The sequence below is a fragment of the Streptomyces sp. NPDC004031 genome (assembly GCF_053604375.1).
The window spans coordinates 178,016-204,590 of the sequence record NZ_JBSGHL010000006.1; the positions used below are offsets into that span (position 1 = coordinate 178,016).

General features: G+C 70.2%; 25 protein-coding genes and 1 tRNA gene. 15 read left to right on the plus strand and 11 right to left on the minus strand.

Translation table 11 applies throughout. The annotated features are described in order from the left end of the window. Position 1 precedes the first annotated feature (1 nt). On the minus strand, positions 2-2,731 hold the full coding sequence (locus ACWERV_RS05815) for a penicillin acylase family protein (protein WP_452929247.1): 2,730 nt from the start codon (positions 2,729-2,731) through the stop codon (positions 2-4). Between the two features lie 143 nt (positions 2,732-2,874). Between ACWERV_RS05815 and ACWERV_RS05820 the strand changes: the two genes are divergently transcribed. From ACWERV_RS05820 to ACWERV_RS05845, 6 genes are all read left to right on the plus strand, one after another. After that, positions 2,875-4,416, plus strand: a complete 1,542-nt coding sequence (locus tag ACWERV_RS05820; protein ID WP_452929332.1) for a potassium/proton antiporter — start codon at positions 2,875-2,877, stop codon at positions 4,414-4,416. 320 nt (positions 4,417-4,736) lie between these two features. Then, on the plus strand, positions 4,737-5,912 hold the full coding sequence (locus ACWERV_RS05825) for an MFS transporter (RefSeq protein WP_452929249.1): 1,176 nt from the start codon (positions 4,737-4,739) through the stop codon (positions 5,910-5,912). Positions 5,913-5,978: 66 nt separating this feature from the next. Next, entirely contained in the window at positions 5,979-6,296 is a 318-nt protein-coding gene (locus tag ACWERV_RS05830) for an FmdB family zinc ribbon protein (protein WP_452929252.1), read from the plus strand. A gap of 94 nt (positions 6,297-6,390) precedes the next feature. Continuing rightward, entirely contained in the window at positions 6,391-7,248 is an 858-nt protein-coding gene (locus ACWERV_RS05835) for an S-methyl-5'-thioadenosine phosphorylase (protein ID WP_452929255.1), read from the plus strand. 543 nt (positions 7,249-7,791) lie between these two features. Further along, positions 7,792-8,088, plus strand: a complete 297-nt coding sequence (locus ACWERV_RS05840; protein WP_452929258.1) for a hypothetical protein — start codon at positions 7,792-7,794, stop codon at positions 8,086-8,088. Between the two features lie 102 nt (positions 8,089-8,190). After that, the gene (locus ACWERV_RS05845) at positions 8,191-8,682 is read left to right on the plus strand and encodes a large conductance mechanosensitive channel protein MscL (protein ID WP_452929261.1); all 492 of its coding nucleotides are present in this window, start codon (positions 8,191-8,193) and stop codon (positions 8,680-8,682) included. A gap of 19 nt (positions 8,683-8,701) precedes the next feature. Here ACWERV_RS05845 and ACWERV_RS05850 read toward each other — a convergent pair whose 3' ends face one another. Further along, the gene (locus ACWERV_RS05850) at positions 8,702-8,956 is read right to left on the minus strand and encodes a hypothetical protein (RefSeq protein WP_452929264.1); all 255 of its coding nucleotides are present in this window, start codon (positions 8,954-8,956) and stop codon (positions 8,702-8,704) included. Between the two features lie 113 nt (positions 8,957-9,069). Here ACWERV_RS05850 and ACWERV_RS05855 point away from each other — a divergent pair, with 113 nt between their 5' ends. Next, positions 9,070-10,236: a PLP-dependent cysteine synthase family protein gene (locus tag ACWERV_RS05855; protein ID WP_452929267.1), complete on the plus strand. Its 1,167-nt coding sequence runs from the start codon at positions 9,070-9,072 to the stop codon at positions 10,234-10,236. A 63-nt stretch (positions 10,237-10,299) separates the two neighbouring features. On the opposite strand, the gene ACWERV_RS05860 is transcribed toward ACWERV_RS05855, so the two are convergent. Then, positions 10,300-11,046: a VIT1/CCC1 transporter family protein gene (locus tag ACWERV_RS05860; RefSeq protein WP_452929270.1), complete on the minus strand. Its 747-nt coding sequence runs from the start codon at positions 11,044-11,046 to the stop codon at positions 10,300-10,302. Between the two features lie 175 nt (positions 11,047-11,221). Further along, the gene (locus ACWERV_RS05865) at positions 11,222-12,217 is read right to left on the minus strand and encodes a sigma-70 family RNA polymerase sigma factor (RefSeq protein ID WP_452929272.1); all 996 of its coding nucleotides are present in this window, start codon (positions 12,215-12,217) and stop codon (positions 11,222-11,224) included. Positions 12,218-12,453: 236 nt separating this feature from the next. Here ACWERV_RS05865 and ACWERV_RS05870 point away from each other — a divergent pair, with 236 nt between their 5' ends. From ACWERV_RS05870 to ACWERV_RS05880, 3 genes are all read left to right on the plus strand, one after another. Continuing rightward, entirely contained in the window at positions 12,454-12,972 is a 519-nt protein-coding gene (locus ACWERV_RS05870; RefSeq protein WP_452929275.1) for an N-acetyltransferase family protein, read from the plus strand. 119 nt (positions 12,973-13,091) lie between these two features. Then, positions 13,092-13,877: a dioxygenase family protein gene (locus tag ACWERV_RS05875; protein ID WP_452929278.1), complete on the plus strand. Its 786-nt coding sequence runs from the start codon at positions 13,092-13,094 to the stop codon at positions 13,875-13,877. Between the two features lie 17 nt (positions 13,878-13,894). Beyond that, positions 13,895-14,554, plus strand: a complete 660-nt coding sequence (locus ACWERV_RS05880) for a hypothetical protein (RefSeq protein ID WP_452929280.1) — start codon at positions 13,895-13,897, stop codon at positions 14,552-14,554. A 178-nt stretch (positions 14,555-14,732) separates the two neighbouring features. Here ACWERV_RS05880 and ACWERV_RS05885 read toward each other — a convergent pair whose 3' ends face one another. Beyond that, a complete protein-coding gene (locus ACWERV_RS05885; RefSeq protein ID WP_452929283.1) occupies positions 14,733-16,241 on the minus strand; it encodes an MFS transporter in 1,509 nt (502 codons plus the stop codon). Positions 16,242-16,470: 229 nt separating this feature from the next. Continuing rightward, positions 16,471-17,115, minus strand: coding sequence for a TetR/AcrR family transcriptional regulator (locus tag ACWERV_RS05890; RefSeq protein WP_452929335.1), 645 nt, complete (start codon positions 17,113-17,115; stop codon positions 16,471-16,473). 260 nt (positions 17,116-17,375) lie between these two features. Between ACWERV_RS05890 and ACWERV_RS05895 the strand changes: the two genes are divergently transcribed. After that, positions 17,376-17,852 carry a MarR family winged helix-turn-helix transcriptional regulator gene (locus ACWERV_RS05895; protein WP_398177113.1) on the plus strand — a complete coding sequence of 159 codons (477 nt, stop codon included), beginning with the start codon at positions 17,376-17,378 and terminating at the stop codon, positions 17,850-17,852. A 27-nt stretch (positions 17,853-17,879) separates the two neighbouring features. Here the strand turns inward: ACWERV_RS05895 and ACWERV_RS05900 are convergent, their stop codons facing one another. Continuing rightward, positions 17,880-18,719: an ABC transporter ATP-binding protein gene (locus tag ACWERV_RS05900; protein WP_452929286.1), complete on the minus strand. Its 840-nt coding sequence runs from the start codon at positions 18,717-18,719 to the stop codon at positions 17,880-17,882. A gap of 78 nt (positions 18,720-18,797) precedes the next feature. Next, entirely contained in the window at positions 18,798-20,336 is a 1,539-nt protein-coding gene (locus ACWERV_RS05905) for an MFS transporter (protein WP_452929289.1), read from the minus strand. Between the two features lie 474 nt (positions 20,337-20,810). On the opposite strand from ACWERV_RS05905, the gene ACWERV_RS05910 reads away from it, so the two are divergent. Continuing rightward, entirely contained in the window at positions 20,811-22,130 is a 1,320-nt protein-coding gene (locus ACWERV_RS05910) for a hypothetical protein (RefSeq protein ID WP_452929292.1), read from the plus strand. A gap of 114 nt (positions 22,131-22,244) precedes the next feature. Here the strand turns inward: ACWERV_RS05910 and ACWERV_RS05915 are convergent, their stop codons facing one another. The 3 genes from ACWERV_RS05915 to ACWERV_RS05925 form a co-directional block, all read right to left on the minus strand. After that, on the minus strand, positions 22,245-22,898 hold the full coding sequence (locus ACWERV_RS05915) for an FMN reductase (RefSeq protein ID WP_452929295.1): 654 nt from the start codon (positions 22,896-22,898) through the stop codon (positions 22,245-22,247). Continuing rightward, entirely contained in the window at positions 22,895-24,025 is a 1,131-nt protein-coding gene (locus ACWERV_RS05920; protein ID WP_452929338.1) for an LLM class flavin-dependent oxidoreductase, read from the minus strand. The genes ACWERV_RS05915 and ACWERV_RS05920 overlap by 4 nt, the downstream gene beginning before the upstream one ends. Positions 24,026-24,098: 73 nt before the next feature. Next, on the minus strand, positions 24,099-24,581 hold the full coding sequence (locus tag ACWERV_RS05925; protein WP_452929298.1) for a hypothetical protein: 483 nt from the start codon (positions 24,579-24,581) through the stop codon (positions 24,099-24,101). Between the two features lie 187 nt (positions 24,582-24,768). Here ACWERV_RS05925 and ACWERV_RS05930 point away from each other — a divergent pair. From ACWERV_RS05930 to ACWERV_RS05940, 3 genes are all read left to right on the plus strand, one after another. Further along, a tRNA-Arg gene (locus ACWERV_RS05930) sits at positions 24,769-24,841 on the plus strand. A gap of 927 nt (positions 24,842-25,768) precedes the next feature. Next, positions 25,769-26,257: a hypothetical protein gene (locus tag ACWERV_RS05935; protein ID WP_452929301.1), complete on the plus strand. Its 489-nt coding sequence runs from the start codon at positions 25,769-25,771 to the stop codon at positions 26,255-26,257. Then, a complete protein-coding gene (locus ACWERV_RS05940) occupies positions 26,254-26,460 on the plus strand; it encodes a hypothetical protein (RefSeq protein WP_398176958.1) in 207 nt (68 codons plus the stop codon). The genes ACWERV_RS05935 and ACWERV_RS05940 overlap by 4 nt, the downstream gene beginning before the upstream one ends. The last annotated feature ends 115 nt before the right edge of the window (positions 26,461-26,575 follow it).

The window sequence follows — 26,575 nt, forward strand, 5'->3', positions numbered from 1 at the left end:
GTCAGGGGGTCAGCGCCATGGTGGCCTTGGCCGCCTTCTTCACCGCTTCGTCGGAGAAATACCACGGCAGGAGCTCGTTGGCCGCCCATTTGTCGGTCTGGTCGGTGTAATGCGGGTTGTAGGCGTGTCCGGAGGCGCCCGTCAGGTTGATCCACCGGGACTTGTCGAGGTCCTGGAGGTTGACGATCATCCGCATCGACGGCACCCAGATGACGTCGTAACCGCCGGCCGCGTTCCAGCCGGTCGCATCGACCGCCGCCTCGCCGCCACTGAGCTGCCAGGGACCGCGGTTGAGCAGCCACTTGATCACACCGGGGCCGTCGGTGCCGAGAGTCTGGTTCTTCAGCTCCAGCTTGTGCAGCCGGCCCCAGCTCCAGGTGTCTATGTCCTTGCCCAGCTTCGCGGTGAGTTCGTAGCGGGCGTCCTTCATGGCCTGCGCGAGGAGCTGATCGCGGGTGCTGTGGTGCGCCTTGTCGGTGTCGATGCCATAGAAGGCGGTGGTGGACATGGTCCACCAGGCGTTCGTGGGGTCGTCGAGGATGCCGAGGACCACTTCGGACCAGCGGTCACTGCCGTCCGGCTGGGCCTCGGACGGGTCGCGTTCACCGCATTCCTGAACCGTGGGAATGCCCTTGCCGTCGAGGTTGTCGACCGGCCCGGTCTCACCGACAGGGGGAACCCTCAGGCACTGTCCCTCAGGGCGCAGTTCCTTCGGCAGCTTGTTGCCGAAGGCGAGCTTGAGGACGTTGCGCCACACCGCGTTGAAGTACGCGGCCGCGGCGGAGTCGGCGTCCTGGTTGTAGTCCCATCCTTCGAGCAGTTTCTGCGCATTACGCACATAACTGTTCTTGTCATCCGTTATGTCGATCTTGAGGAGGATCGGCACCAGCTTCTTGGCGATCTCGCTGCTGTTGTCGCTCTGCATGGACTGCATGTCGTCCATGGAGACCTTTCCACCGTCCTTGACCTTGGAGGCGATGAGGTCGTTGATGCGCTGACTGCGCGTGCCGTATCCCCAGTCCTGGGTGAGCAGGTATGGGTACTTGCTCTGATCGATAACCGCTTGGTTCGCCGTCACGATGTAGCCGCGCTCGGGGTCGTACTCGTACGGCATCGCCTGGAACGGAATGGTCCCCTTCCAGTCGTAGCGGGAATCCCAGCCGGGCACAGGGTAGGTGCCGTCGTCACCATCGGCGCGGATCGGAACCTGGCCGGGCGCCTGATAGCCGATATGACCGTGAGCGCCCTTGCTGTCCGCGTAGATCAGGTTCTGCGACGGCACCGCGAAGTCCTTGGCCGCGTCGCGGAACTGCTCGAAGTCGGTGGCACGGTCGAGTTCGAAGACCGCGTCCATCGTTTTCGAAGGCTTGAGCGCCGTCCAGTTGAGGGCGACCGCGTACCCGGAGTTCACGCCGCCCGGCGGATTGTCGACAGGCGCGGTCTGCCCGACCTCGCGGATCTCGTCACTGCGGTCGGAGATGACCGGCCCGTTCGTCGTCTCCCGCACCGTGATCTCGCGGCTCTTGCCACCGGCGACCTTGATCTCCTCGTGCCGCATGGTGAACGGCACCTGCTTGCCGTCCCGCAGGTAGGTGGTCGCGGTCACCTTTTCCAGGTAGAGGTCCGTGACGTCTGCACCCAGGTTGGTCATCCCCCACGCGATGTCCTGGTTGTGTCCGATTATCACGCCGGGCATGCCGGAGAACGTGTACCCCGCCACGTCGTACGGACAGGCACTGCTCACCGTGCGGCAGTGCAGCCCCATCTGGTACCAGAGCGACGGCAGCTGCGGCGCCAGGTGCGGGTCGTTCGCCAGCATCGGCTTGCCCGTCGTCGTGAGGGCGCCGGAGACGACCCACGAGTTGGAGCCGATGCCGCTGCCGTTCGGACCGAGCAGCGCGGGCATCTGATCGATTATCTGCGAGATGCCCGCGAGCTGGCTGTCGACGCTGTTGTTCAGCGACTGGGGACCTGACGACCCTCCGGCCGGGGTGTACACCTTCGTCGCGGAATCGACGGACCCACCATCGACGATCGGTCGATTGCGGTCGTACGGGTACGCAGGATAAAGCTGCTTGATCTGCGCCTGGCTGAGCCGGCTCGTCATGAGCGCGCGGTCGATCTCATCCTGCATGTTGCCGCGGAGATCCCACGCCATCGCCTTGAGCCAGGCCACCGAGTCCACCGGGGTCCACCGCTCCGGCTTGTAGCCGTTGCTGAACTTCAGCGCCGCGTACTCCACGGACAGCGCCGCCCCGCTGTGGTCCTTCAGATAGGCGTTGACACCGTCGCTGTAAGCACTCAGGTACGACTTGGTGGCGGCGTCGAGCTGGGTGTCGTACTCCTTCTGCGCGACGCCGTGCCAGTCGAGCGTACGCAGGAACGCGTCCGTCTCGACCTGCCCCTTGCCGAACATCTCGGACAGCCGTCCGGAGGTGAGGTGCCGCCGCACGTCCATCTCGTAGAAGCGGTCCTGCGCCTGCACGTATCCCTGCGCCCGGAAGAGGTCCTCGGGGGTGTCGGCGTAGATCTGCGGGATGCCGTACGCGTCGCGCTCGACGTCGACGGGCGCGGACAGCCCCGCGAGCTTGAGCGAACCGGTCGTCTGCGGGAACGAGGCCCGCACCGTGCTCACGCTCCAGTACGACGCGAAGCCGACGCCTGCCATCAGCAGCAGCACGAGCGCGATCACGATGAAGCGTACGCGGCGGGACTTCTTCCGTGCGGGCATCGCTGTCCTTCGAGGGCAGTGCGGATCAGATGATCAAGGTGCTCCTTGTGCAAGGGCAACCATAGGCGCATGCCTTGTGCGGCAGGGACGCGGAGTCGGACCTGCCGTGACGTGGACCATACAACGTCAAGAGAGGGTAAAATATTAGCCTAGACAACAAAGTTGAAAGGACCGGTGCCCTGACTGTCCACCACCTCAACGAGATCCTGCTGGTCGGCGCGGCCGTACTGCTCGTCGCCGTCGTAGCCGTCCGCCTGGCGTCCCGCAGCGGCCTTCCCACTCTGCTCATCTACCTCGGCATCGGCGTCGCCATAGGGCAGGACGGTCCTTTCGGCTTCACCTTCGACAACGTCGAACTGACTCAGGTGCTCGGATACGCGGCACTTGTGGTGATTCTCGCCGAGGGCGGACTCGGCACGAAGTGGCACGAGATCAAGCCGGTCATGCCGATCGCCGCAGTGCTATCGACTATCGGCGTCGTTGTGAGTGTGGTCATCACGGCGGCCGCGGCCCACTACGCGGTAGGTCTCGACTGGCGCCAGTCGCTGATCATCGGTGCGGTCGTGTCGTCCACGGATGCCGCGGCGGTCTTCTCCGTCCTGCGCAACGTCCCGCTGCCCAAGCGCATAACCGGCGTACTCGAAGCCGAGTCGGGGTTCAACGACGCCCCCGTGGTGATCATGGTGATCGCCTTCTCCGCGAACGGGCACATCGATTCCTGGTACCACCTGCTGGGCGAGACCCTTCTGGAACTGCTCATCGGTGGCGCGATCGGGATCGCGGTCGGCTGGATCGGCGCCTACGGGCTCAAGCACGTCGCCCTGCCCGCCTCGGGCCTCTACCCGATCGCCGTCATGGCCATCGCGGTCGCCGCGTACGCCGCCGGCGCCATGGCGCACGGCTCGGGCTTCCTCGCGGTCTACACCGCAGCGCTCATCCTCGGCAATGCGAAGCTGCCACACCGGCCCGCGACACGCGGATTCGCCGAGGGGCTCGGCTGGATCGCGCAGATCGGCCTGTTCGTACTCCTCGGGTTGCTGGTGACCCCGCACGAACTGGGCGACGACATCGTTCCGGCACTGATCATCGGCTTGTTCCTGACTCTGCTCGCCCGCCCCGCGGAGGTCGTGATCAGTCTGCTGCCGTTCCGGGTCCCCTGGCGCGAGCAGGCGCTGATGTCGTGGGCCGGGCTGCGCGGCGCCGTGCCCATCGTCCTGGCCACGATTCCCATGGTCGCCGGAGTGTCCGAAAGTCGGAAGATCTTCAATATCGTCTTCGTACTGGTGATCTTCTACACCCTCGTCCAGGGGCCGACGCTTCCGTGGCTGGCGCGACGCCTGCGCCTCGGCGAGAGCAGCGGCCCTGCGGACCTGGGCATCGAGTCGGCACCACTGGAGCGGCTGCGCGGACACCTGCTCTCCGTCGCCATTCCCGAGGGCTCACGGATGCACGGAGTCGAGGTCAACGAACTTCGACTGCCGACGGGTGCCGCCGTGACGCTCGTCGTCCGCGACGGCGCCAGCTTCGTACCCCTGCCGTCGACCAGCCTGCGGCGCGGCGACGAACTGCTCGTCGTCACCACCGACCCCGTTCGGGACGCGGCTGAGGAGCGCCTGCGGGCCGTGGGGCGCGGCGGCAAGCTCGCCGGCTGGCTGGAGGAACGCGGAAGGGCTCGCCAGAGCTGAGGCGCCGGTGATCGTGGAGCCGTCAGCAGATGATTACGTATTATGGTGCGGTATTTGTCCAGTACGACCTCTGTCTGATGCAGGGCCGGCGCGGTCACCCGCGCTGAGCGGACGGCTCTCGGCGCTGGTCACGGTCTCCGACCGTCCACGCGCTACCAGGCGGCAGAAATGACCAGCCAGTGGCATCCACGGTGCCCACGTCCCCGTCACCGACGCAGACGCAGGAGGCCGCCCGGAAGCCGGGTTACCGGCAACTGCTCGGCACCCCCGGAGCGCGCGCATTCGTCCTCCCGGGTTTCGCAGCGAGGCAGCCCTTCGCGATGCTCACGATCAGCCTGGTGCTGCTCGTGCAGCACACGACGGGCTCGTACGGCAAAGCGGGCGCCGCCGCGGCGGTGACCGGCGTCGCCATGGCGCTCTGCGCGCCGAGGGCCGGCCGTCTCGCCGACCGGCACGGCCAGCGAGCCGTCCTCGTGCCCAGCGTGACACTGCACGCGCTGTCGGTGTGCGCCCTGGTGATCCTCGCCCTGTCGCACGCGCCGGCGTGGGTGCTGCTCGTGGCAGCGGTGCCTGCGGGCGCGACGGTGCCGCAGATCGGTCCCATGGTTCGGTCGCGGTGGGCGGTGACGCTCAGCGACCGGGCGGGCGGCACCTCGCCGCTCCTGCAGACGGCGGCCGCGTTCGAGTCGGTGACCGACGAATTCACTTTTGTCGTCGGACCGATCCTGGCCACGGCGCTGTGCACGGGAATCCATCCCGCCGCAGGGCTCATCACCGAGGCGGTGCTCACCCTGGCGGGTGGATGGCTGTTCGCGGCGCAGCGCAGGACGGCTCCGGCCCCGCACCGGGGGACGGCGGAGGGCGGCCGTCACCGCGCGTCGGCGCTGTCGGTGCCGGGCGTGCGGGCGCTCGTCGCCGCGTTCGTCGGCATAGGTGCCGTGTTCGGCGGTATGCAGGTGTCGGTCACCGCGGTCACCCAGGACGCCGGCCACCCTGGGCTCAATGGTGTCGTCTACGGCACCTTCGCCGCGGGCAACATGCTGGCGGGCGTGGCCTACGGCGCCTTGTCCTGGCGCCGCAGTCCGCGTCGGCGGCTGCTGACGGCGTACGGCGCTCTGACCCTCACGTGCGTTCCGCTGTTGGCCGCACAGAGCCTGTCCCTGGTGAGCGGACTGGTGCTCCTGGTGGGGCTGTGCATCGCGCCCGCCCTCATCACCGGCTACACCCTGGTCGAGGCTCTGGTGCCCGCGGCCGCGCGGACCGAGGCGTTCACGTGGCTGACGGGCGCGGTCGCACTCGGACAGGCCGCTGCGGTCACCGCGGCGGGGCTGCTCGCGGACGGCGTCGGAGCCCACGCGGCCTTCTGTGTGCCGCTGACCGGCACTGCTGCCGCATTCGCGACGATCGCCGCGCTGCGCAGTCACCTCGTACCGCAGTCCTCGGCCGCCCCCGCCGCGGGTGTGATCGGTCACCGTCCGGCGGTCACGGTGGACTGAGCCACGGAAATGCTGCACTATTGAGCGTCGTTAGCACTCAATGAGTGAGAGTGCCAGGAGGAGCTAGTGCCGACGTATCAGTACCAGTGCACCGAGTGCGGCGAGGGCCTCGAGGCGGTGCAGAAGTTCAGCGACGACGCACTGACCGAATGCCCCAACTGCGGCGGTCGGCTGCGCAAGGTGTTCTCTGCGGTGGGCGTGGTCTTCAAGGGATCCGGCTTCTACCGGACCGACAGCCGCGGCTCTTCGTCCAGCAGCACCCCTGCCGCCAAGAGCAGCGGCTCGGACAGCAAGGCGAGCGGCAGCTCGTCCTCCGGTTCGTCGTCGTCCACGGCGTCGTCCGGGTCTTCCTCGTCTTCGAGCAACTCCTCGTCCGCGGCCTGACCGCTCGGCGGACAAGCGCCTTCCGCTCCCGGACCTCCGTCGTCGACACGGCGGGGGTTCGTCGCATACCTGCGCCCCGCTTAGGGTGACGGTCATGGTGCAGAACGGCGGTGCGACACACGTACAGGCCGAGATCGGCGTGATCGGCGGATCCGGCTTCTACTCCTTCCTCGACGATGTGACCGAGGTCACCGTCGATACTCCCTACGGGGCGGCCAGCGACTCGCTGTTCGTCGGTGACGTGGCGGGGCGGCGCGTGGCGTTCCTGCCGCGGCACGGCCGGTCGCACCACCTTCCCCCGCACAAGATCAATTATCGGGCGAATCTGTGGGCTCTGCGCGCGACGGGCGTGCGCCAGGTGCTCGGCCCCTGCGCGGTGGGCGGGCTGCGCGCCGACTACGGCCCCGGGACCCTCCTCGTACCCGACCAGCTCGTCGACCGCACGAAGTCGCGCGCTCAGTCCTACTTCGACGGGGAGCCGCGGGCGGACGGCCTGGTGCCGAACGTCGTCCATGTGACCTTCGCGGATCCGTACTGCCCCGTCGGGCGGCAGGCCGCGGTGGACACCGCCCGGTCGAGCGGCTGGGAAGCTGTGGACGGCGGAACGCTCGTCGTGGTGGAAGGACCGCGTTTCTCCACCCGGGCGGAATCCCTCTGGCACGCCACCCAGGGATGGTCGGTCGTCGGCATGACCGGGCACCCTGAGGCCGTGCTCGCCCGGGAGCTGGGCCTGTGCTACACCTCCCTGAACCTCGTGACGGACCTCGACGCGGGAGCGGACACCGGCGACGGCGTCTCGCACGAAGAGGTCCTCGAAGTCTTCGCGGCCAATGTGGGACGGATGCGCGACGTTCTCTTCGATGTCGTCGCCGCGCTGCCCGCGAACTCCGAGCGGACCTGCCTGTGCGTGGACGCACTCGGTGTCCAGGACCCCGGGATCCCGCTGCCGTAGGTACGGCCACCGCAGAGCGCGGGGTTTTCCACAGGGCGGGAAGTTATCCACAGGCTTCGATCGCGGGGGCGCGCGAGTACGCGATCGTGAGGGCGGCGACCGAATGCCTGGTCGCCGCCCCTTCCGTATCCGGTGGTGATCCCAGTGCGTACTTCCTTGTCGGCTCCGTTGTCAGCCCTCCCCGCCGCTCCGCCTGTCCCGTTCCCTCAGCCCCCCTCGCCCGTCGGCAAGACGTCCGGGGCGGACAGGGCCCGGGGTTCGAGCGTCCCCGCCCCGCACATCCCGCCGCGCCGCGCCGTACCGGACTTTCCTCCGATCCGCGCGGGCCGCGGCGGCGTGCGACGCCTGCTGCCCGGCGTTCCACGGTTGAGGCGGCGGCCCCTCCTCGCGGGGATGGCGGTGGCGGTGGCCGTTCTTGCCGTGTCGGCCGTCTACGACCCACCTCCATCTCGCGGACGGCACACGGTCGTACAGCATCACCGGCCGGGGCCGACCACGGGCGCATCCGGGCGCGCCACTGCGGAGCCGCGAGTGAGGGCGCCGGTGCGGATCGCGGACGCCGACGCGGTGCGCCTGCTGCGGCCCGGCGACCGGGTGGACGTACTGGCGGCAGCGCGGGTGGTGGCGTCGGGCGTCACTGTCGTCGCGATTCCGGACCAGGCCGACGGTTCCTCCGGAAACACGGCGCCTTCGGACACCCCTGAGGGCGAGGCCCCTCCCGCCACTGCGAGCACAGGCGGGACGGGCGGTGCGCTTGTCGTACTCTCCGTCCCGCGCGGCGTCGCCGCCGCCCTGTCCGGAGCAGCCGCGTCGAACCCGCTGGCGGTGACACTGTGCTGAATCACCCTTTCGTGAAAGGCGATTGGACAGGGCGGCCCCGGATTGCCTTCGATGGCGGAATCTTTCATTCCGTCAGACCGGCGTCAGGGAAGGGGCACATCGATGAGCCAGGCGGAGCAGCCGAGCCTGCTGGCAGGTTTCAAAGAGTTCATCACCCGGGGGAACGTGATCGACCTCGCGGTCGCGGTCGTCGTGGGCGCGGCGTTCAGCAGCATCGTGAACTCCGTCGTCAACGGGATCATCAACCCGCTCGTAGGTGCCTTCGGTACGAAGGACCTCGGTGGGTACTCGTCCTGTCTCAAAGGCCCCTGCATGGTGGACAGCAAGGGCGAGACGGTCAGCGGGATCCACATCCTGTGGGGCTCGGTGCTGAGCGCGACGCTCACGTTCCTGATCACGGCCGCGGTCGTGTACTTCCTGATGGTCCTTCCGATGGCCCGGTACCTGGCACGGCGGGCGGCGAAGCAGGAGCCTCCGCAGACCCCCGAGCCGACAGCAGCCAAGGACGAGACACAGGCGGAGACGGACGAGATCGCCCTGCTGCGGGACATCCGGGACGCGCTGGTGGCGCCCCGTTCCGGCGGCGCCGGCTGATTCCGGACGTCGGACCGCTTCAGAGGTGGTGCGGGGGCTTCTGGCTGAGGAAGCGGGCGAAGTCGTCGTCGGCCGAGCCCGTCGGCAGGTCACCCCAGCCCCGGTCGGTGTCGTCGGCGGAGGGCCGGTCGAACGGATCGTCGAAGACCAGCCCGGCAGGAGCGTCCGCCGGGCGGGGAGAAACGCCGCCGCTCCCGGCTGATGGCACCTCGGCTGCGGAGGTGCCCGCCCCGTCGGACACGGTGCTGTGCTCGGGGTCTGCCGCTGCGCTCATTCTTCCAGAGTACGGCGCCGGCGACGGCGGCCGACCGGTGCCGCCACCCAAGCGAGTGGGGGGAGATACCCCAAGTGTCGGTTTGATGCCGTCGGACGGATATACCTGGGCTCATGCACGCACCACAACCGAGACCGCAGGCAGACCGCGACGCCGTTCCGGCGGAGGAGACGGATGTCGACCGAAGCGACCTCGCGTACCGCCGCTGGTTGAGCGAGGCCGTGGGGAAGGTCCAGGCGGACGCCAACCGGTCCGCAGATACCCATTTGCTGTCAGTGCCGCTACCGGCCGGCTGGGGGATCGACCTCTACCTGAAGGACGAGTCGACGCATCCGACCGGGTCGCTGAAGCACCGGCTAGCCCGCTCGCTGTTCCTGTACGCGCTGTGCAACGGCTGGATCCGCCCGGGGCGACCGGTGATCGAGGCGTCCAGCGGTTCGACGGCGGTCTCGGAGGCCTACTTCGCCCGACTGATCGGTGTCCCCTTTGTGGCCGTGATGGCCCGAGGGACGGTGCGCTCGAAAATCGATCTGATCGAGTTCCACGGGGGCCGCTGCCACCTGGTGGACGACCCGGGCGAGGTGTACGGGGCAGCGGCCCGACTGGCCCGGGAGACCGGCGGCCACTACATGGACCAGTTCACGTACGCGGAGCGGGCGACGGACTGGCGGGGCAACAACAACATCGCCGAGTCGATCTTCCGGCAGCTGGCGGCGGAACGCCATCCGGTGCCGGCCTGGATCGTGGCCACGGCGGGGACGGGCGGGACGTCCGCCACGCTCGCGCGCTATGTCCGCTATGCCCAGGCGACCACCGGCATCTGCGTGGCGGATCCGGAGAACTCGGCGTTCTTCCCCGGATGGCGCGACCACAATCCGGCGGCGACCACCGACACAGGCTCGCGCATCGAGGGGATCGGACGGCAGAGGGTGGAGCCCAGCTTCATCCCCGGGGCCGTCGACCGGATGATGCGGGTCCCGGACGCGGCGTCGGTCGCGAGCGTACGCGTCCTTGAGCGGCTGCTCGGCCGCAGGGCGGGTGCGTCCACCGGCACGGGGCTGTGGGCGGCTTTCCGGATCATCGGGCAGATGCGGGCGCGCGGCGAACAAGGCAGCGTGGTCGGGCTGCTCTGCGATCCCGGCGAGCGCTATCTGGAGAAGTACTACGCGGATACCTGGCTCGCCTCGCAGGGAATCGACATCGCACCGTACGTGGAGCGCATCGAGCACTTCCTGTCCGGCGGATCCCTGGACCCGGTGCACCCGCCGACCGGGGCCTGACCGGCGGCCGCAGACGGGGCCCGGTCACAGGGTCTTCCGCGCCATCCGGACAGGGCCCGGCCGTCATACGCCTGCTGCGCCGAGCAGAGCACCCACCGCGTAGGTCACCGCCATGGCCACGGCGCCGCCTGCTGCGTTCCGGATCACCGCGGGACGTGCCGGGGCGCTGCCCAGCCATGCGCTGATCCAGCCGCAGCAGACCAGGGCGACGAGCACGGCGGCCACTGTGACTGCCAGCCGCCAGTCCTGCGGCGGCAGGACGATGGACAGCAGTGGCAGCAGCGAGCCGACGGTGAAGGAGATGAAGCTGGCCCAGGCGGCGTGCCAGGGGTTGGCGAGTTCGTCGGGGTCGATGCCGAGTTCGACGCGGGCGTGAGCGCCGAGGGCGTCGCGGGCGGTGAGCTGTTCGGCGACTTCCCGGGCGAGGTCGTGGGAGATGCCGCGGTCCTCCAACAGCCCGGTGAGTTCGTCCAGTTCGGCTTGCGGGGTGGCGGCGAGTTCTTCCCGCTCCAGGGCGAGTGCGGCCTGTTCGGAGTCGCGCTGGGTGCTCACGGACACGTATTCGCCGGCCGCCATGGACAGCGAGCCCGCCATCAGGCCGGCGAGGCCTGCCGTCAGGAGCGCCGACCGGGAGTCGGTCGCCCCGGCGACACCGACGACCAGCCCGGCGGTGGAGACGATGCCGTCGTTGGCGCCGAGGACGGCGGCCCGCAGCCAGTTCAGCCGGGTGCTGAGCCCCTCGTGGTGGGGCTCACCGGGGTGCGGCCCCGGGTGATCGGGCTGTGGGCTGTCACCGCTGTGATCGCTCATGGCACGAAGGTTCTCACCCCCGCCCCTCGGGCAGGCACAGCGGCACCCCACCTGTGGGAGGCCGGCGCGCTCGGCGCGAGCCACCGGGGCATGGCCGAACCCCGGCGCGGGGGGGGTGGCACCGGGGTCCGGGTCTGTGGGCCGGTCCGTCACGTCGGGCGGACCGGCGGGATTGTCAGGCCGCCTCGTAGTCCAGGCCGGTGGCGCGGGCCATGCGCTTGAGGTCGGCCAGGGCGTGCTTCTCGATCTGCCGGATGCGCTCGCGGGTGAGGCCGTGTTCCTTGCCGACCTCGGTGAGGGTGCGCTCACGGCCGTCCACGATGCCGTAGCGGGCGCGGATGATGGACGCCGTGCGGTCGTCGAGGCGGTCGATGAGGCTGTCGAGTTCCTCGCGGCGCAGCATCACCAGCACGGAATCCTCCGGCGAAGGTGCGGCGCCGTCCTCGACCAGGTCGCCGAACTCGGTCTCGCCCTCGGCGTCCACCGACATGTTCAGCGACACCGGATCGCGGGCCCAGTCCAGGACGTCGGCGACGCGCTCCGGGGTGGAGGACAGCTCGGCGGCGATCTCGGCGGGCTCGGCGTCGCGGCCGTGCTCGCGGTTGAACTCGCGTTGGACGCGGCGGATCCGTCCGAGCTCCTCCACGAGGTGGACGGGCAGCCGGATCGTGCGCGACTGGTCGGCGATGGAGCGGGTGATGGCCTGCCGGATCCACCAGGTCGCATAAGTGGAGAACTTGAAGCCCTTGGCGTAGTCGAACTTCTCGACGGCGCGCACCAGGCCGGCGTTCCCCTCCTGGATCAGGTCGAGCAGGGGCAGTCCGCTGCGCGGATAGCGGCGGGCCACGGCGACGACGAGGCGGAGGTTGGAGCGAATGAAGATGTCCTTGGCCCGCTCTCCTGCGGCCACCAGGGCCTCCAGCTCCTCGCGCGTGACCTCGCCGCCGGCGTTGGCCGGCAGATCCGGGTCGGAGGCGAGGATGCGTTCGGCGTAGACTCCTGCTTCGATGTCCCGGGACAGCTCGACCTCACGGGCGGCGTCGAGGAGCGGCGTACGCGCGATCTCGTCCAGGTACATGCCGACGAGGTCGCGGTCGGCCACTTCCCCGCCCGCGGCGCGAACGCTGCTGGTCCCGCCTGCGTGACGACGGGCGACGGCACGGGTTGCCATGCGTGCTCCCTTTACGAAGGTGCGGTCGGTCTCGGTCGGACCGGGCGTGCGGCCACAGCCGACGCCGTGGAACCGATGGCGAAGCCGGGTGTGCGGCTGCCGTAGGTTCTTCGGCCTTGCTGTGCGCTTGCCCCATCCGATCGGGATAACGACTGGAATCCGGACACAATTCCCATGTCGTCACCTGTTTTTTATGATCATGCAGTACCCTGTCCGCCACACCGGGAGGCCACACCATGCCGGAACATACGGACGTCCAGGTCAGAGCCGGTACGGAGGCCGACCTCGCGGCACTCACGGACATCTACAACCACTACGTCCGCGAGACGCCGGTCACTTTCGACATCGACCCCATCACCCCCGACGACCGCCGCCCCTGGTTGCTCTCTCACCCGGAAGACGGCCCCCACCGCCTCTTGGTTGCCCAGCCCGTGGAAGGCGGGCAGGTCGTCGGTTACGCGACGAGCAGCCCGTACCGCCCGAAGGCGGCCTACGCGACGTCGGTGGAGACGAGCATCTACCTCGCACCCGGTGCCGGCGGGCGCGGCATCGGCTCGCTGCTCTACGCGGCGCTGTTCGAGGCGCTTGCGGACGAGGACGTGCACCGCGCGTACGCAGGCGTGGCGCTGCCGAATCAAGCATCGATACGCATCCACGAGCGCTTCGGCTTCCAACAGGTGGGGGTCTTCCAGGAGGTCGGACGGAAGTTCGGCACCTACCACGACGTGGCATGGCTGGAGAAGCGGCTGCACTGACCGTGGGGGCAGACATCGGTCGGCGAGGGAAACGGCGCGGCGACACCGAGGTATTTGAAACTTCAAGCAGACAGGATTACCGTCGTTCCATACGCTTGAACTTTCAAGGAGGGTGCGCCATGACCGCAGCAGCCCCCGAGCGCATGCCCGCGCTCTACCTCTCGCACGGCGCCCCGCCGCTCGCGGACGACCCGCTGTGGCCCGGACAGCTCGCCGCCTGGGCGGCCGACCTGCCGCGCCCCAGGGCCGTCCTCGTCATCTCCGCGCACTGGGAGGATGCCCCGCTGGCGATCGGTGCGACGACGACCGTGCCGCTCGTCTACGACTTCTGGGGCTTTCCCGAGCACTACTACCAGGTCACCTATCCCGCGCCCGGCGCACCCGAGCTGGCAGAGGACGTGCGCAAGCTGCTGCGCCGGGCCGGCAGTCCCGTGCAGGACGTGCCCGACCGCGGCCTGGATCACGGCGCCTATGTGCCGCTGGTGGAGATGTTCCCGGGCGCCGACATCCCCGTCCTGCAGGTGTCCATGCCGACGCTGGACCCGCAGGGCCTGCTGGAGATCGGCCGGCGCCTCGCGCCGCTGCGCGACGAGGGCGTGCTCATCGTCGGCAGCGGCTTCTTCACGCACAATCTCGCCGCACTGCGCCATGCCGGGCCGCAGCCGCCCACGTGGTCGGCGGAGTTCGACGACTGGGGCCACCGGGCACTGGAGGCGCAGGACGTCGACGCACTGCTGGACTTCGAGCGCACCTCACCCGCCGGGCGCCTGGCGCACCCGCGGACCGAGCACTTCGCCCCGCTGTTCGTTACGCTCGGCGCCGCCGAGTCCGAACTCGGCAGCCAGCGCAGCATCATCGACGGATTCTGGATGGGGCTGGCGAAACGCTCCGTCCAGTTCGGCTGACCAGAAGGACCTTTCCCATGCAGAAACGACGCATAGCGATCGGCGTGGCCGTTCTGGCCGGCACGGTCGTCCTGGCCGCCTGCGGCTCCGACGACAAGGGCGACGCGAAGGCACCGTCCGGCACCTCCGGGAGCACAACGACCGCGACGGACACCAGTGGTGCGAGCGGTACGGCCGACGCCGATGCAAAGGCCCCCGCGTCCTCCGTCAGCTGGCCCGCGCCGGCCGACGCCACCGCCCGCGTGAAGGCGGCGGGGCTGCCCATGCTGGGGGCCGAGGGCCAGGTGCTGCACATCCACAGTCACCTGGACGTGTTCATCGACGGCAAGGCGGTGACCGTACCGGCCGACATCGGCATCGACCTCGTCAAGCAGCAGATCAGCCCGCTGCACACGCACGACACGTCAGGAGTCGTGCACATCGAGTCACCGGTGAAGGCGGAGTTCACCCTCGGGCAGTTCATGACCGAGTGGAACGTGCCGTTCGGCAAGGACACCCTCGGCACGTTCAAGGCCGGTGACGGCAAGGAGCTGCACGTGTACGTCAACGGCACCGAGCAGACGGGTGACCCCGCCTCGCTCAAGCTGGGCGCCCACGACGAGATCGCCGTGGTCTACGGCTCCCCTGCCGAGAAGGTTCAGGTGCCGTCGGAGTACGTGTGGCCGGAGGGCCTGTAGGACGCGCCCACCGGTGCCGTCGCTGAGCGCGTACGCCGCACCGGCACGTGTTCCTCGTCGCGACCATCGATTGTCGATCTGATGACGAAGAGCAGGCCCCCGCTGTTCCGGTCGAACGGAACAGCGGGGGCCTGTCGGCGTCACGGCCGCCGGGCGATAGGTGCCGCCCGGCGCCGGGTCAGTGCGCGATGACCGGGATGGCGACGTCCTCCGGCGACTTCTCGCCGTCGATCTGCTCGTGGCCGCCCTGGACACCGGCGTCGATCAGCACGAAGGCCAGCAGCGCGGACAGCGCCAGGATGCCCGTCGCCCAGTAGATGGCGACGGAGTAGCCGTGCACCGCGGACTGGTTGATGAACAGCTGGTTCTTCAGGTCCGCCTTCGACGTGATGTGCGAGGACACCCACGTCGCAGTGGCGCTGGTGGCCAGGGTGTTCAGCAGCGCGGTGCCGATGGAGCCGCCCACCTGCTGCGAGGTGTTGACCATGGCGGACGCCACACCGGCGTCCTCCGGCCGCACCCCGTGCGTGGCCAGGCTCATGGCGGGCATGAACGCGGTGCCCATGCCGAGGCCCATGAGGACCAGGCCCGGCAGCAGCACCTCCGCGTAGGAGGAGTCGACCTTGATCTGCGCCAGGACGAGCATGCCGAGGGCGGCGACCAGGAAGCCCGGCGCCATCAGCAGACGCGGGCGGACGCGCAGCATGAGCCGCGTGCCGATCTGCGTGGAGCCGACGACCATGCCGCCGACCATGGGCAGGAACGCGAAGCCCGACTTCAGGGCGGAGTAGTGCATGACCTGCTGCAGGTAGTAGGTCAGGAAGAGGAACAGGCCGAACATGCCGATGACGGCGAGGCCCAGCGACAGGTACACGCCGCCGCGGTTGCGCTCGGTCACCACGCGCAGCGGCAGCAGCGGCGCGGAGACGCGGCTCTCGACGAGCGCGAAGGCCCCCAGGAGGACCACGGAGCCAGCGAACAGGCCCAGGGTCACCCCGGACGTCCAGCCGTCGCTCTCGGCGCGGCTGAAGCCGTACACGAGGGCGACGAGGCCCGCGCTGGCGAGGATCACGCCGGGGATGTCGACCCGGTTGCGGTTGCGGCCCTGTGCGGGCTCGCGGATGACGAGGACGGCGCCGATGACGGCGGCGACGGCGAAGAGGATGTTCACGAACAGCGCCCAGCGCCAGTTGAGGTACTGGGTGAGGACGCCGCCGAGGATGAGTCCGACCGCGGCTCCGGCGCCCGCGATGGCGCCGTAGATGCCGAAGGCCTTCGCGCGTTCCTTGGCGTCGGTGAACGTGACCGCGAGCAGCGAGAGCGCGGCCGGGGCGAGGAGCGCCCCGAAGACGCCCTGGAGGGTGCGTGCGCCCAGCAGCATCGCCGTGTTGACCGCGGCTCCGCCTATTGCCGAGGCGACGGCGAATCCGAGCAGGCCGACGATGAAGGTGTTCTTGCGTCCCCACAGGTCGGACACCCGGCCGCCGAAGAGCAGCAGGCCGCCGAAGGCCAGGGTGTACGCGGTGATGACCCACTGCTTGTTGCCGTCGGAGATCCCGAGGTCCTGCTGGGCGGACGGGAGCGCGATGTTCACGACGGTCGAGTCCAGGACGACCATCAGCTGGGCTATGGCGATGAATATGAGCGCTGTCCAGCGCCTCGGATCCGGCTGGGGTGTTTCAGGCATGGCTTGGTCTCATTACTTGGTGCGGAGTGACAGAACGTGGGGACGTGTGTCAGTGGTGACGCCGGGCCGGGGGCGCGCGGAGGATCGGGGTCAGGGATCCTGCGGGTCTGCTGGTGCCTGGTGCGGCACCGCGCGCGGGAGATGAGCGGACGGCGGCTGGGGCTGCGCGAGCGGGTCGCACGGCGAACCCGGCCACACTATGGCCCGGTTGACGGGTGTTGCGAACGATTTACGACATGCCGGCTTGCAATTCCTCCAGGGTCGCGGCATTCCCCGCCAGAACCGAGCGCGCCGGGGCGCGCAGGCCGTCGAGGAACAGCTGCAGGTGGCGGTGGACGAAGCGGTCGAAGCCCGCGCAGCAGACGCCCGGCAGCGGCCGGGTGAGCTGCGTCACGGCGACCATCACGTCACCGACGGCGATGTCGGTGCGCAGCAGGCCCGCGCTCTGGGCGCGGTCCAGGATGGCGCCGACCGACCGCTCCATCTGTTCGACCTGGCTGACGACCGCGGGGTCCTGGCGGTCGAAGACATCGGTGAGCAGAGGACACAGTGCGCCGATCCGCTCCTGTGCCGCTTCGAGGACGAAACGGCGCAGCGCGGCGAACGCATCCGGCTCTTCGGCCAGCGCGTCCTCGGCGCGTTTCACTGTACGGGCCACCACTGACAGCGTGACCTGGCGGACCAGGTCGGCGCGGTCGGTGAAGTGCCGGTACAGCGTGGCATTGCCCACGCCCGCCCGGCGGGCCACCTCGTCGAGCGCGACGTCCGGGCCGAGTTCGACTATCGCTTCGCGAGCCGCGGCGACGATGCGTTCGCGGTTGCGGGTTGCGTCTGCGCGCAGCCGTACGGGGCGGGGCCGGGTGGCGGCCTCCATGTCGAGCGGCACGGGCGGCTCCTTCCGGTCTCGCGGGACTGCGCTGGTCGTACGGGCCGCCGGGGCGCCCCGGCGGCGGAGAGGCCACTTCCGTTTACTGGCCAGCAGGTCAAACGGGGATCCGGTCCCCGGATATTTCACACACGCAGCGTGACCTGCACCACAGCGCTAATCGATGATCGAGACGATGCCCGCGAGTCGACGCAGAGCCGCGCCGTGAGTATTTCATTGAATCTTCAAGGACCGATTACCATGGCCCCATGACATGGCTGACAGAAGAGCAGCAGGCGACCTGGCGGGCTTTCCTGCAGGCCACGACGCTCCTGGACGACCATCTCGACCGTCAGCTGCAGCGCGACGCCGGTATACCGCACATGTACTACGCCCTGCTCAGCACCCTGTCGGAAGCTCCCGGGCGCAGCATGCGGATGACCGAGCTGGCGGAGCGGGCGAAGATCACCCGGTCCCGGCTGTCGCACGCCGTCGCCCGGCTGGAGGGCCATGGCTGGGTGCGCCGGGAGGACTGCCCCACCGACCGGCGCGGCCAGGTGTGCGTGCTGACGGACGCCGGCTGGGCGGAGCTGGTGCGCACCGCGCCCGGCCATGTGGCCGCCGTGCGCGGCGCCGTGTTCGACCGGCTCACCCCCGAGCAGAGCCGGCAGCTCGGGGAGATCTCGCGGGTCATCGCCGAGGGGCTGCACGGCAGCGACGGCGCGGACGTGCCCTGGCTCCGCTGACGGCGCAGCCCGCGGGGCCCGTGCCCGTTACGTGAGCGGTGTGACGCGGCCCGAACGGGCGAGCCAGCGGCCTCCGTGGCGGCTGACCTCGATGGGCCGCCCGAAGCAGCGCGTCATCTGCTCGCCGGTGAGCACCTGCTCGGCAGGGCCCGACGTCAGTACGCGGCCCTCCTTCAGCAGCAGGACATTATCGATGGACGGCGACAGCTCTTCGAGGTGATGGGTGACGGTGATCGTGGTCAGCGTCGGTCTGATGACGGCGAGCCGGTGCAGGGCGTCGATCAGGTCCTCACGGGACGGCAGGTCGAGGGCGTTGAACGGCTCGTCCAGCAGCAGCAGCGACGGGTCGGCCATCAGGGCCCGCGCCACCAGGACGCGGGCGCGCTGGCCGCCTGAGCAGACACCGTAGGGGCGCTCGGCGAGTTCCTTGATCTCCAGTTCGGCCAGCAGCGCACCCGCGCGCTCGCGCACCTCGTCGTCGTACTTGCGCCACAGCGGCTGCACGGTGCCGGTGTGGCCGGTCAGCACGACCGCGTGCGCGGGCAGGTCGAGCGGCACCTTCTGCGCCGAGGAGACCAGGCCGATGAGGGCGCGCAGTTCGCGCATGTCCACGCGGCCCAGGCGGTGGCCGAGGACGTCGACCGTCCCGGTGGTCGGGTGCATGAGCGCCCCGATCAGCCGGAGGATCGTGGTCTTGCCCGCGCCGTTCGCGCCGAGCAGCGCCCAGTGCTGGCCTGCGCGCACGGTCCAGTTGATGTCGTCGAGGATGACCTGACCGGTGGTGTAGCGGCGCACGCTGACCGCGTCGAGCACGGCGACCGCGTCCGGCGCGGGGCCTGTCGCCTTGCCTGTGGCGTTGGCTGTCATGGAGAAACGGTAGCTGTATGCGCCAGCTTTACGGGGCGGGTTTCCGCGATGTGGATACCCCGCGGGAACCGCCGCAGGTCAGGCCGCTGCCGGGGACGGGCTCTCCTCGGCGGGCGCCTCGGCGATACGCGGCGGCCCCGGCCGGAACAGTAGGAAGGTGATGATGAAGCCGAAGGCGAAGAAGCCCGCCGACCACCAGTAGGCGACGGTGTAGCTGTGCAGCTGTGCCTGGGCGACCGCGGCCGGGCTCGGGCGGCGGCCGGAGAGGTAGCTGGTGGCGGCGCTCGTGGCCAGGGTGTTGAGCAGTGAGGTACCGACCGAGCCGCCTACCTGCTGGCTGGTGTTGACCATGGCCGAGGCGACGCCCGCGTCGTGCGCCTGGACACCGGCGGTCGCGAGGTTCATCGCGGTGGCGAAGATCAGCCCGAGGCCCAGTCCCAGCAGGAGCAGCGGCGGCATGACGTGCGCGGCATAGGTGCTGTTGGCGTCCAGTGCCGTCATCCATGCCATGGCGCCGCCGGCCAGCAGCATGCCGGTCGGCACGATGGGCTTGGCGCCCAGTTTCGGCACCAGCACGTTGGTCGTCGTCACCGAGGCGATCACCAGGACCGCGACCATCGGCAGGAACGCCACGCCCGTCCGCACCGGCGAGTACAGCAGCGTGCGCTGCATGTAGTACGTCAGGAAGAGGAACACGCCGAACATCCCCGCGCCGGAAAGGAACATCGCGACGAAGGACGCGCCTCGGTCGCGGTCGCTGACGACGCGCATCGGCAGCAGCGGATGCACCGCGCGCCGCTGCCACCACACGAAGGCCGCCAGAAGGACCGCACCGGCCAGCAGGAAGCCCCAGGTGCTGGCGGCACTCCAGGAGTGCCGTTCGGCGTTGGAGAAGCCGTACACGATGCCGAACAGGCCGCTGGAGACCAGGAGCGTCCCCGGGATGTCGAGGGACGGGCGGTCGGGCAGGGTGCCGGGGGCCAGCAGACGTGCGCCGCCGATGAAGGCGATGACGGCGAAGATCAGATTGACGTACAGGCACCAGCGCCAGTCCAGGTACTCGGTGAGCAGGCCGCCGAGGAGCAGCCCGACGGCGGCTCCCGCGCCCGCGATGGCGCCGTAGATGCCGAAGGCCTTGGCGCGCTCCCTGGCGTCGGTGAACGTCGTCGTGAGCAGCGACAGGGCTGCGGGGGCGAGGACGGCGGCGAAGGCGCCCTGGAGGGCGCGGGCGACCACGAGGATCTCGAAGCTCCCCGCCGCGCCGCCCATCGCCGACGCGGCGGCGAAACCGACCAGGCCGATCAGGAAGATCCGCTTGCGCCCGATGAGGTCGGCGAGACGGCCGCCGAACAGCAGCAGGGAGCCGAAGGCGAGGGCGTACGCGGTGACGACCCACTGGCGGTCGCCGTCGCTGAAGCCGAGGTCCTTCTGTGCCGACGGCAGCGCGATGGTCACGATGGTGGCGTCCAGGATGACCATCAGCTGGGCGATGCCGATGACGACGAGCACCCACCAGCGGCGGGAGGACTGTTCGTCGGGGACGCCCTGCCCGCTCGGTGATCCGGGGGCGCCGTCCCGACCGTTGGCCGCCGACGTCTCGGAGGAGCTTCGTGCCATGGCGTGGGTCTCCTTTGCGCCAGCGCGCGTCCCCCCGGAATTTCCACGCTAGGTGCAGCTCAGCGACCCCGCCATGCGGGGGAGGCGGACTCCCCCGGGACCTTCGTGCGGGCGGCGTGGGCGGCGGTCCCGGGCGGGGGGGCCCGGGAATCCACCGCGACCGCCATCGGACGACCGTCCCTGGTGGTGATGACGGCCACGCCAGTGGGGTTGCGGCAGCTGCACGACGATGACTAACCGCCGGGGCGGGGCGGGTAACGCGCACTCACCCGTTCGGCGTGACCCGATCGGTCCACCGGCGACGGCGGGTGCGGGTGTGCGGTCACCTGGACGGGTGAGTGCGCATGGACGGCTCCGCCACCCGTACGCAGCAGTTGCGCGCGCGGGCGGGGCGGCGGGGCCGTTGGCTGGCGGGGAGGGACCGGTGGGCCGGGAGTGGCAGGCCTCCCCTGGGGCCGGCGAGGGAGTGCGCACATGGCGACGAGCGCGGACGGACCCGGTGGGGTCCCCGCCCCGGGCGGCGGCCCGCTCGGCGCCGACGAGCGCGCCGAGCTGGCGGCGCTGCGCAGGCGTGCGCCCAGGCGGCCGTGGTGGCGCACCACCTTGTCGGCGCTGCTGATCACGCTGGCGGCGGTGCTCGCCCCGCTCGCCGCCGTGGCGGTGTGGGTCGCCGACGAGATGGCCGACACCAATCGATACGTGGCGACCGTCGCGCCGCTCGCCCGGCAGCCCGACGTCCAGGCCGCGGTGACCGACCGGGTCACGGACGCGGCCATGGCGAAGATCGACCTCCGGTCGCTGCTGTCGAAGGCGGCCCCGAGCGACCGCCCGCGCCTGGAGCAGGCGCTCGGCGGTCTGCGGGGGCCCATCACGAGCGGGATCCGGGACTTCGTCCGGCAGACGGTCGCGAACTTCGTGGCGAGCGATGCCTTCGCCCAGATCTGGGAGCAGCTGAACCGGCAGGCGCACGCGGCCTTCACCGGTGCGCTGACCGGGAGCAGCGACACGCCGGTGCGGGTACAGGGGGACGCGGTGGTGCTGGACCTGGAGCCGGTGGTGGCGCAGGTGAAGCAGCGGTTGCTGGACCGGGGGCTGGGCGTCGCGTCGGTGATTCCGCAGGTGCGGACGGACTACACGCTGGTGGAGTCCGAGGACGTGCAGCGGGCGCAGACGGGCTTCCGGCTGCTGCAGGTCGCGGGGAACTGGCTGCCGGTGGTCACCGTCGTGCTGGCGGCCGCGGGCGTGCTGCTGGCCGCGCACCGGCGGCGCGCCCTGGTCGCGGCCGCACTGGGGGTGGCCGCGGGCCTGGCGGTGCTGGGCATCGCCCTGTCGGTCTTCCGGATCGTCTATCTGGATCATCTGCCCGCCGACACGAACCAGGCGGCGGCCGGTGCGGTGTACGACCAGATCACCCGGTTCCTGCGGATGACCGTACGTATGGTGATCGTCCTGGGGGTGCTGGTGGCCGTCGGGGCATGGCTGAGCGGCGCGGGGCGGTGGGCGACGCGGGTCAGGAGCGCGTGGGAGACCGGCATCGGCGCGGTACGGCAGGCGGTGGGACCGTCGACGACCGGGCCCGTGGGCCCGTGGGTGCACCGCTACCGGCACGCGCTGCGGTGGGCGGTCGTCGCGGGGGCCGGGCTGTCGGTGCTGCTGTGGTCCTACCCGACGGGTCTGGTCGTCTTCTGGATCGCGCTGGTCGCGGTGGGTGTGCTGGCGGTCGTCGAGTTCCTCGACGAGGGAGCCGGGGGCGACGCGGGAAGCGGCGGGGTGGCAGGGGTGGGTTCGGCGTAGCCGCGTACGCGTGGCTCACCCTCACGGGTGACCGCGCGGAGTCGGTCACCCGTAAGGGTGAGCCGCCCGGTGGTGGTCACCCGGGCGGGTGGCGCGTCGCGGATCGGCCGCGGATCAGTCGTCCGGGGCCAGCGCCGCGAGCTGCTGGGCGAACGGCGTGAACGTCTCGTCGGCGGACGGCGGGCGCGGGGCCGGGGCGCCCGCCAGGTACCGGGAGAGTTCGGCGGCGGCGCGGGCAACACGCAGGGCGAGGGGGTCGTCGCCCGCGGGGCGGGCCGGGCCCGCCGCGCCCCAGTCGTCGGTGGCCGCGTACACCGCCGTGGGCATGACGACCGCGCGCAGGTAGGAGAACAGCGGCCGCAGGGCGTGCTCCAGGACCAGGGAGTGGCGTGCGGTGCCGCCGGTCGCCGCGATCAGCACCGGGGTGCCGGTCAGCGCGTCCTTGTCGATCACGTCGAAGAAGGACTTGAACAGGCCGCTGTAGGAGCCGGTGAAGACCGGGGTGACCGCGATCAGCCCGTCGGCCGACGTCACGGCCTCCACGGCGGCGCGCAGCCGCGGGCCGGGGAAGCCGGTGACCATGTTCTGGGCGATCTCGTTCGCCAGGTCGCGCAGTTCGACGACCTGCACGTCCAGCTCGGGTCCCGGACCGGTGCCCGCGGTCTCGGCGACCTGCTGCCGGGTCGCGGCGGCGAGCCGGTCGGCGAGCAGCCGGGTGGAGGACGGCCGGCCGAGACCGGCGGTGATCACGACGAGTTTCCTGGTCATGCGGTGATCTCCTCGCTGTCGTGGGTGGTGGTGTCGCGGCTATCGATAATGTCGCCGCGGCTGCGGGCGACGAGCGCCTGGTGGGTCGGTCCGTCCGGCACGCCGGCCGGGCGGCCCGCCGCGAACTCGCGCCGCAGCACCGGCACGACCTCCTCGCCGAGGATGTCGAGCTGCTCCAGCACGGTCTTCAGCGGCAGGCCCGCGTGGTCCATGAGGAACAGCTGCCGCTGATAATCGCCGAACGATTCGCGGAAGGTGAGCGTCTTGTCGATGACCTCCTGCGGCGACCCGACGGTCAGCGGCGTCTGGTCGGTGAACTCCTCCAGCGACGGCCCGTGGCCGTACACCGGGGCGTTGTCGAAGTAGGGGCGGAACTCGCGCACCGCGTCCTGGGAGTTCTTCCGCATGAACACCTGGCCGCCCAGCCCGACGACCGCCTGCTCCGGGCTCCCGTGGCCGTAGTACGCGTAGCGCTCGCGGTACAGGCCGATCAGGCGCTTGAAGTGCTCCTTGGGCCAGAAGATGTTGTTGGCGAAGAAGCCGTCACCGTAGTAAGCGGCCTGCTCGGCGATCTCCGGGCTGCGGATGGAGCCGTGCCACACGAACGGCGGGACGCCGTCCAGCGGGCGCGGGGTGGAGGTGAAGGACTGCAGCGGGGTGCGGAACTTTCCGGCCCAGTCGACGGTGTCCTCGCGCCACAGCTTGTGCAGCAGCGCGTAGTTCTCGACCGCCAGCGGTATGCCGTCGCGGATGTCCTTGCCGAACCACGGGTAGACCGGGCCGGTGTTGCCGCGGCCCAGCATCAGGTCGACGCGGCCGTCGGCGAGGTGCTGGAGCATCGCGAAGTCCTCGGCGATCTTGACCGGGTCGTTCGTCGTGATGAGCGTCGTCGAGGTGGAGAGGATCAGGTGGTCGGTCCGCGCGGCGATGTAGCCGAGCATGGTGGTCGGCGACGACGGCACGAACGGCGGGTTGTGGTGCTCGCCGGTCGCGAACACGTCGAGCCCGACCTCCTCGGCCTTCTGCGCGATGGCCACCATCGCCTTGATCCGCTCGTACTCGCTCGGCGTCCGCCCGTTCGTCGGGTCCGTGGTGACGTCGCCGACCGTGAAGATCCCGAACTGCATCTCGTCCACCGTCCCATTGGTTGATGTTTCAACCACAGGAACGGAACACTCTCCGCGCCTATTCCCGCCCTGCTCAGCGCCCCGCGAGCGGGTCCTGACCACCCGGCGCGGCGCCCGGCGGAGGCGCGCCGTGACCCGGCGGCTGCACCCCGTGGTAGGTGATCGAGCCCGCCTGGATCACGGTCTCGTGGAAGACGCCGCCGTGCGTGGTGTTCGCCGTGTAGTACGTGGTGCCGCCCGCGGCCTGCGGCTCGGGGGACAGCTCGGCCAGCAGGCGGCGCAGCTCGTCCGCGGCGGCCGGGTCCGCCTGGAGCGTCCGCCGCAGCCGCAGCCGCCACTCGGCCCGCAGGTCGTCCTCCGTGGCCGCGTCCTGGGCGCCACGCGCCTCGGCCAGCTCGTCGCGGGACCGCTCCAGGTCGGCGGTCGCCGCCTCCTCCGCGCCCTCCGCCCCGTCCCGCGCGAAGAACCGCGCCAGCCGCGCCCTGACCTGCGCCCAGGCGTCCGAGGCCATGAGCCCCACCACCGTCGTCGCGCCCGACGCCGCAAGCCCTGCCAACTCCGCCTCCACGGCGCCCCCTTCACGTCACCCGGACGGCCTCTGCCGCTCTCGCCCCCGTCCACGGTAGGGCCGCAGGGACAGCCGTGTCCCGCAGGACGGCGCACCGGGCGGTGACCACCCCGTCCTGCCTCATCCGCTAACCTGTCCTGGGCCGCCCTGGGCGGTCTCCATCACGCTCCATCCCGCCCCAGTAGCTCAGGGGATAGAGCACGGCTCTCCTAAAGCCGGTGTCGCAGGTTCGAATCCTGCCTGGGGCACAGTTGCCGACGCGGTGAACGCGGGTGACGGGCCGGATCCGGGGGTACTTCCGGTCCGGCCCGCCGCTTTTCCCGGGCCCGCCGCCGGATTCCGCCGGCCGGCCGCCGATCCCGCCCCGGGCACCTCCGGAAGCCCCCTCGGCGCGGGCCTCCCCCGGGCCCGGCACAGGCGGGGGCACCTGCGGGCCGCACGCCGGAGCCCCCGGCCGTGCCGGCGGCCGCATCGCGTGAGGCATTTCGGAAGTAGTACGCAACCCAGACATCCTGGTTCGCTCAATTTGTAAGGGAAATTAATTTCCACGAACGTCCGGCGAAGGTCGTCAATGCGGCCGATGCCACCGCATTGACGCAGCTCAGGCCGACACCGCCCCCGTCCGGCGTCTTTATCCGGACACCTGTTTGTCACAATCCCGTCATCAGTTGCTTGCACTCGGGCGATGATTCGTCTAGCCTAATTGATGATCACCGCTGAGTGGGCACCGGGGGGCTGGCCCATCAATTCGCGCGCCATTGCGCGGCTTGGATCAATATGAAGACCGAGGACGTGGCCGGGGGGCGGCGACCAGCAGGATACCGTCACCCACCTGCACCTGTCCGGCTTCATGGAGAGCTTGCTGATCGCTTCGGCGGAAGCTCGATTTTGATCGCGCACTACTCTGATCGGAAGAAGCAGAGAGTCAGGATGGGAATCGAAAAATTGGCGTTGGTACATGAGCGATGCCGATGTTCTGCTCACCGGGAGCGTTGCGGCAGGAAAAGGGGAGGGCGGCGGAAATGAACTTACGCGCGAATTCTTCTCGGGATTACCCGTCCGATGTCCTGTTAACCGAAGCGGCTCCGGACACCTACGGAATCGATCCGATCGCCGCCGTCCGGATCCGGCGCGATCTCTCGGAGATCCCCGGTCTTTACAGCAAATGCGAGGTCATGCCGGCCGACCCGAGCCGGCTGCTGCGCGAGCGGGTGTCCGGGTCGCGGACCGCCGACATCCCGCTGGACGAGGACGCGATGGCGCTGCGTTCCGACATCGTGCGGGTCCTGACGCTCTGGTCGGAACTGGTCGTCGCCGAACGCCGGTGGGCCAGCCCCCGGGGGCGGGACGTGAGGTCCCTGGCGAGCTACCTCGGCGAGCAGGTGGACTGGCTCTCCGGGCATCCGGCCGCGTCCGACTTCCTGGAGGAGATCGGCCATCTCGCGGCGGCGGCGCGCGCCTACCTGCAGGTCAAGGACGACTCGCGGCGCGAGCTCGGGGGGTGCCTGCGGCCCGGGTGCGGCGCCCGGGTCTTCGCCCATCTCACCGGGGCCGGTGACTCGCCGCCCGGCATCCGCTGCGACGCCGGGCATTCCTGGGCGGTGCCCCAGTGGCTCGCGCTCGCCTCGCAGTTCGCCGCCGACGCCCCGGAGACGTCGCGGTGAGCGTGCGGTTCCCACCCGGACGGCGCCGGGTGCCGACCGCGCTGGCGGCCCTGGCGGCCGGGGTCAGCGAGGCCACGATCCGCAAGTGGGCCAGCCGGGGCAAGCTCACCCGGTACGGGAGCGCGCAGCGGGCCGAGTACGACATCGACGAGCTGCGCCGCCTCGTCGAGCACGCCCGCGCCGACCCGCCCCTCCCCTCGTAGACCGCGCCCCGCATGCGGAAGCCCTCGCCCCGCACCGGCAGAACCCGGTGCGGGGCGTGGGGGTACCCAATCCCCCCCCCGGCCACGACACCCCCCCCGCGCCCCAGGGCGAGGC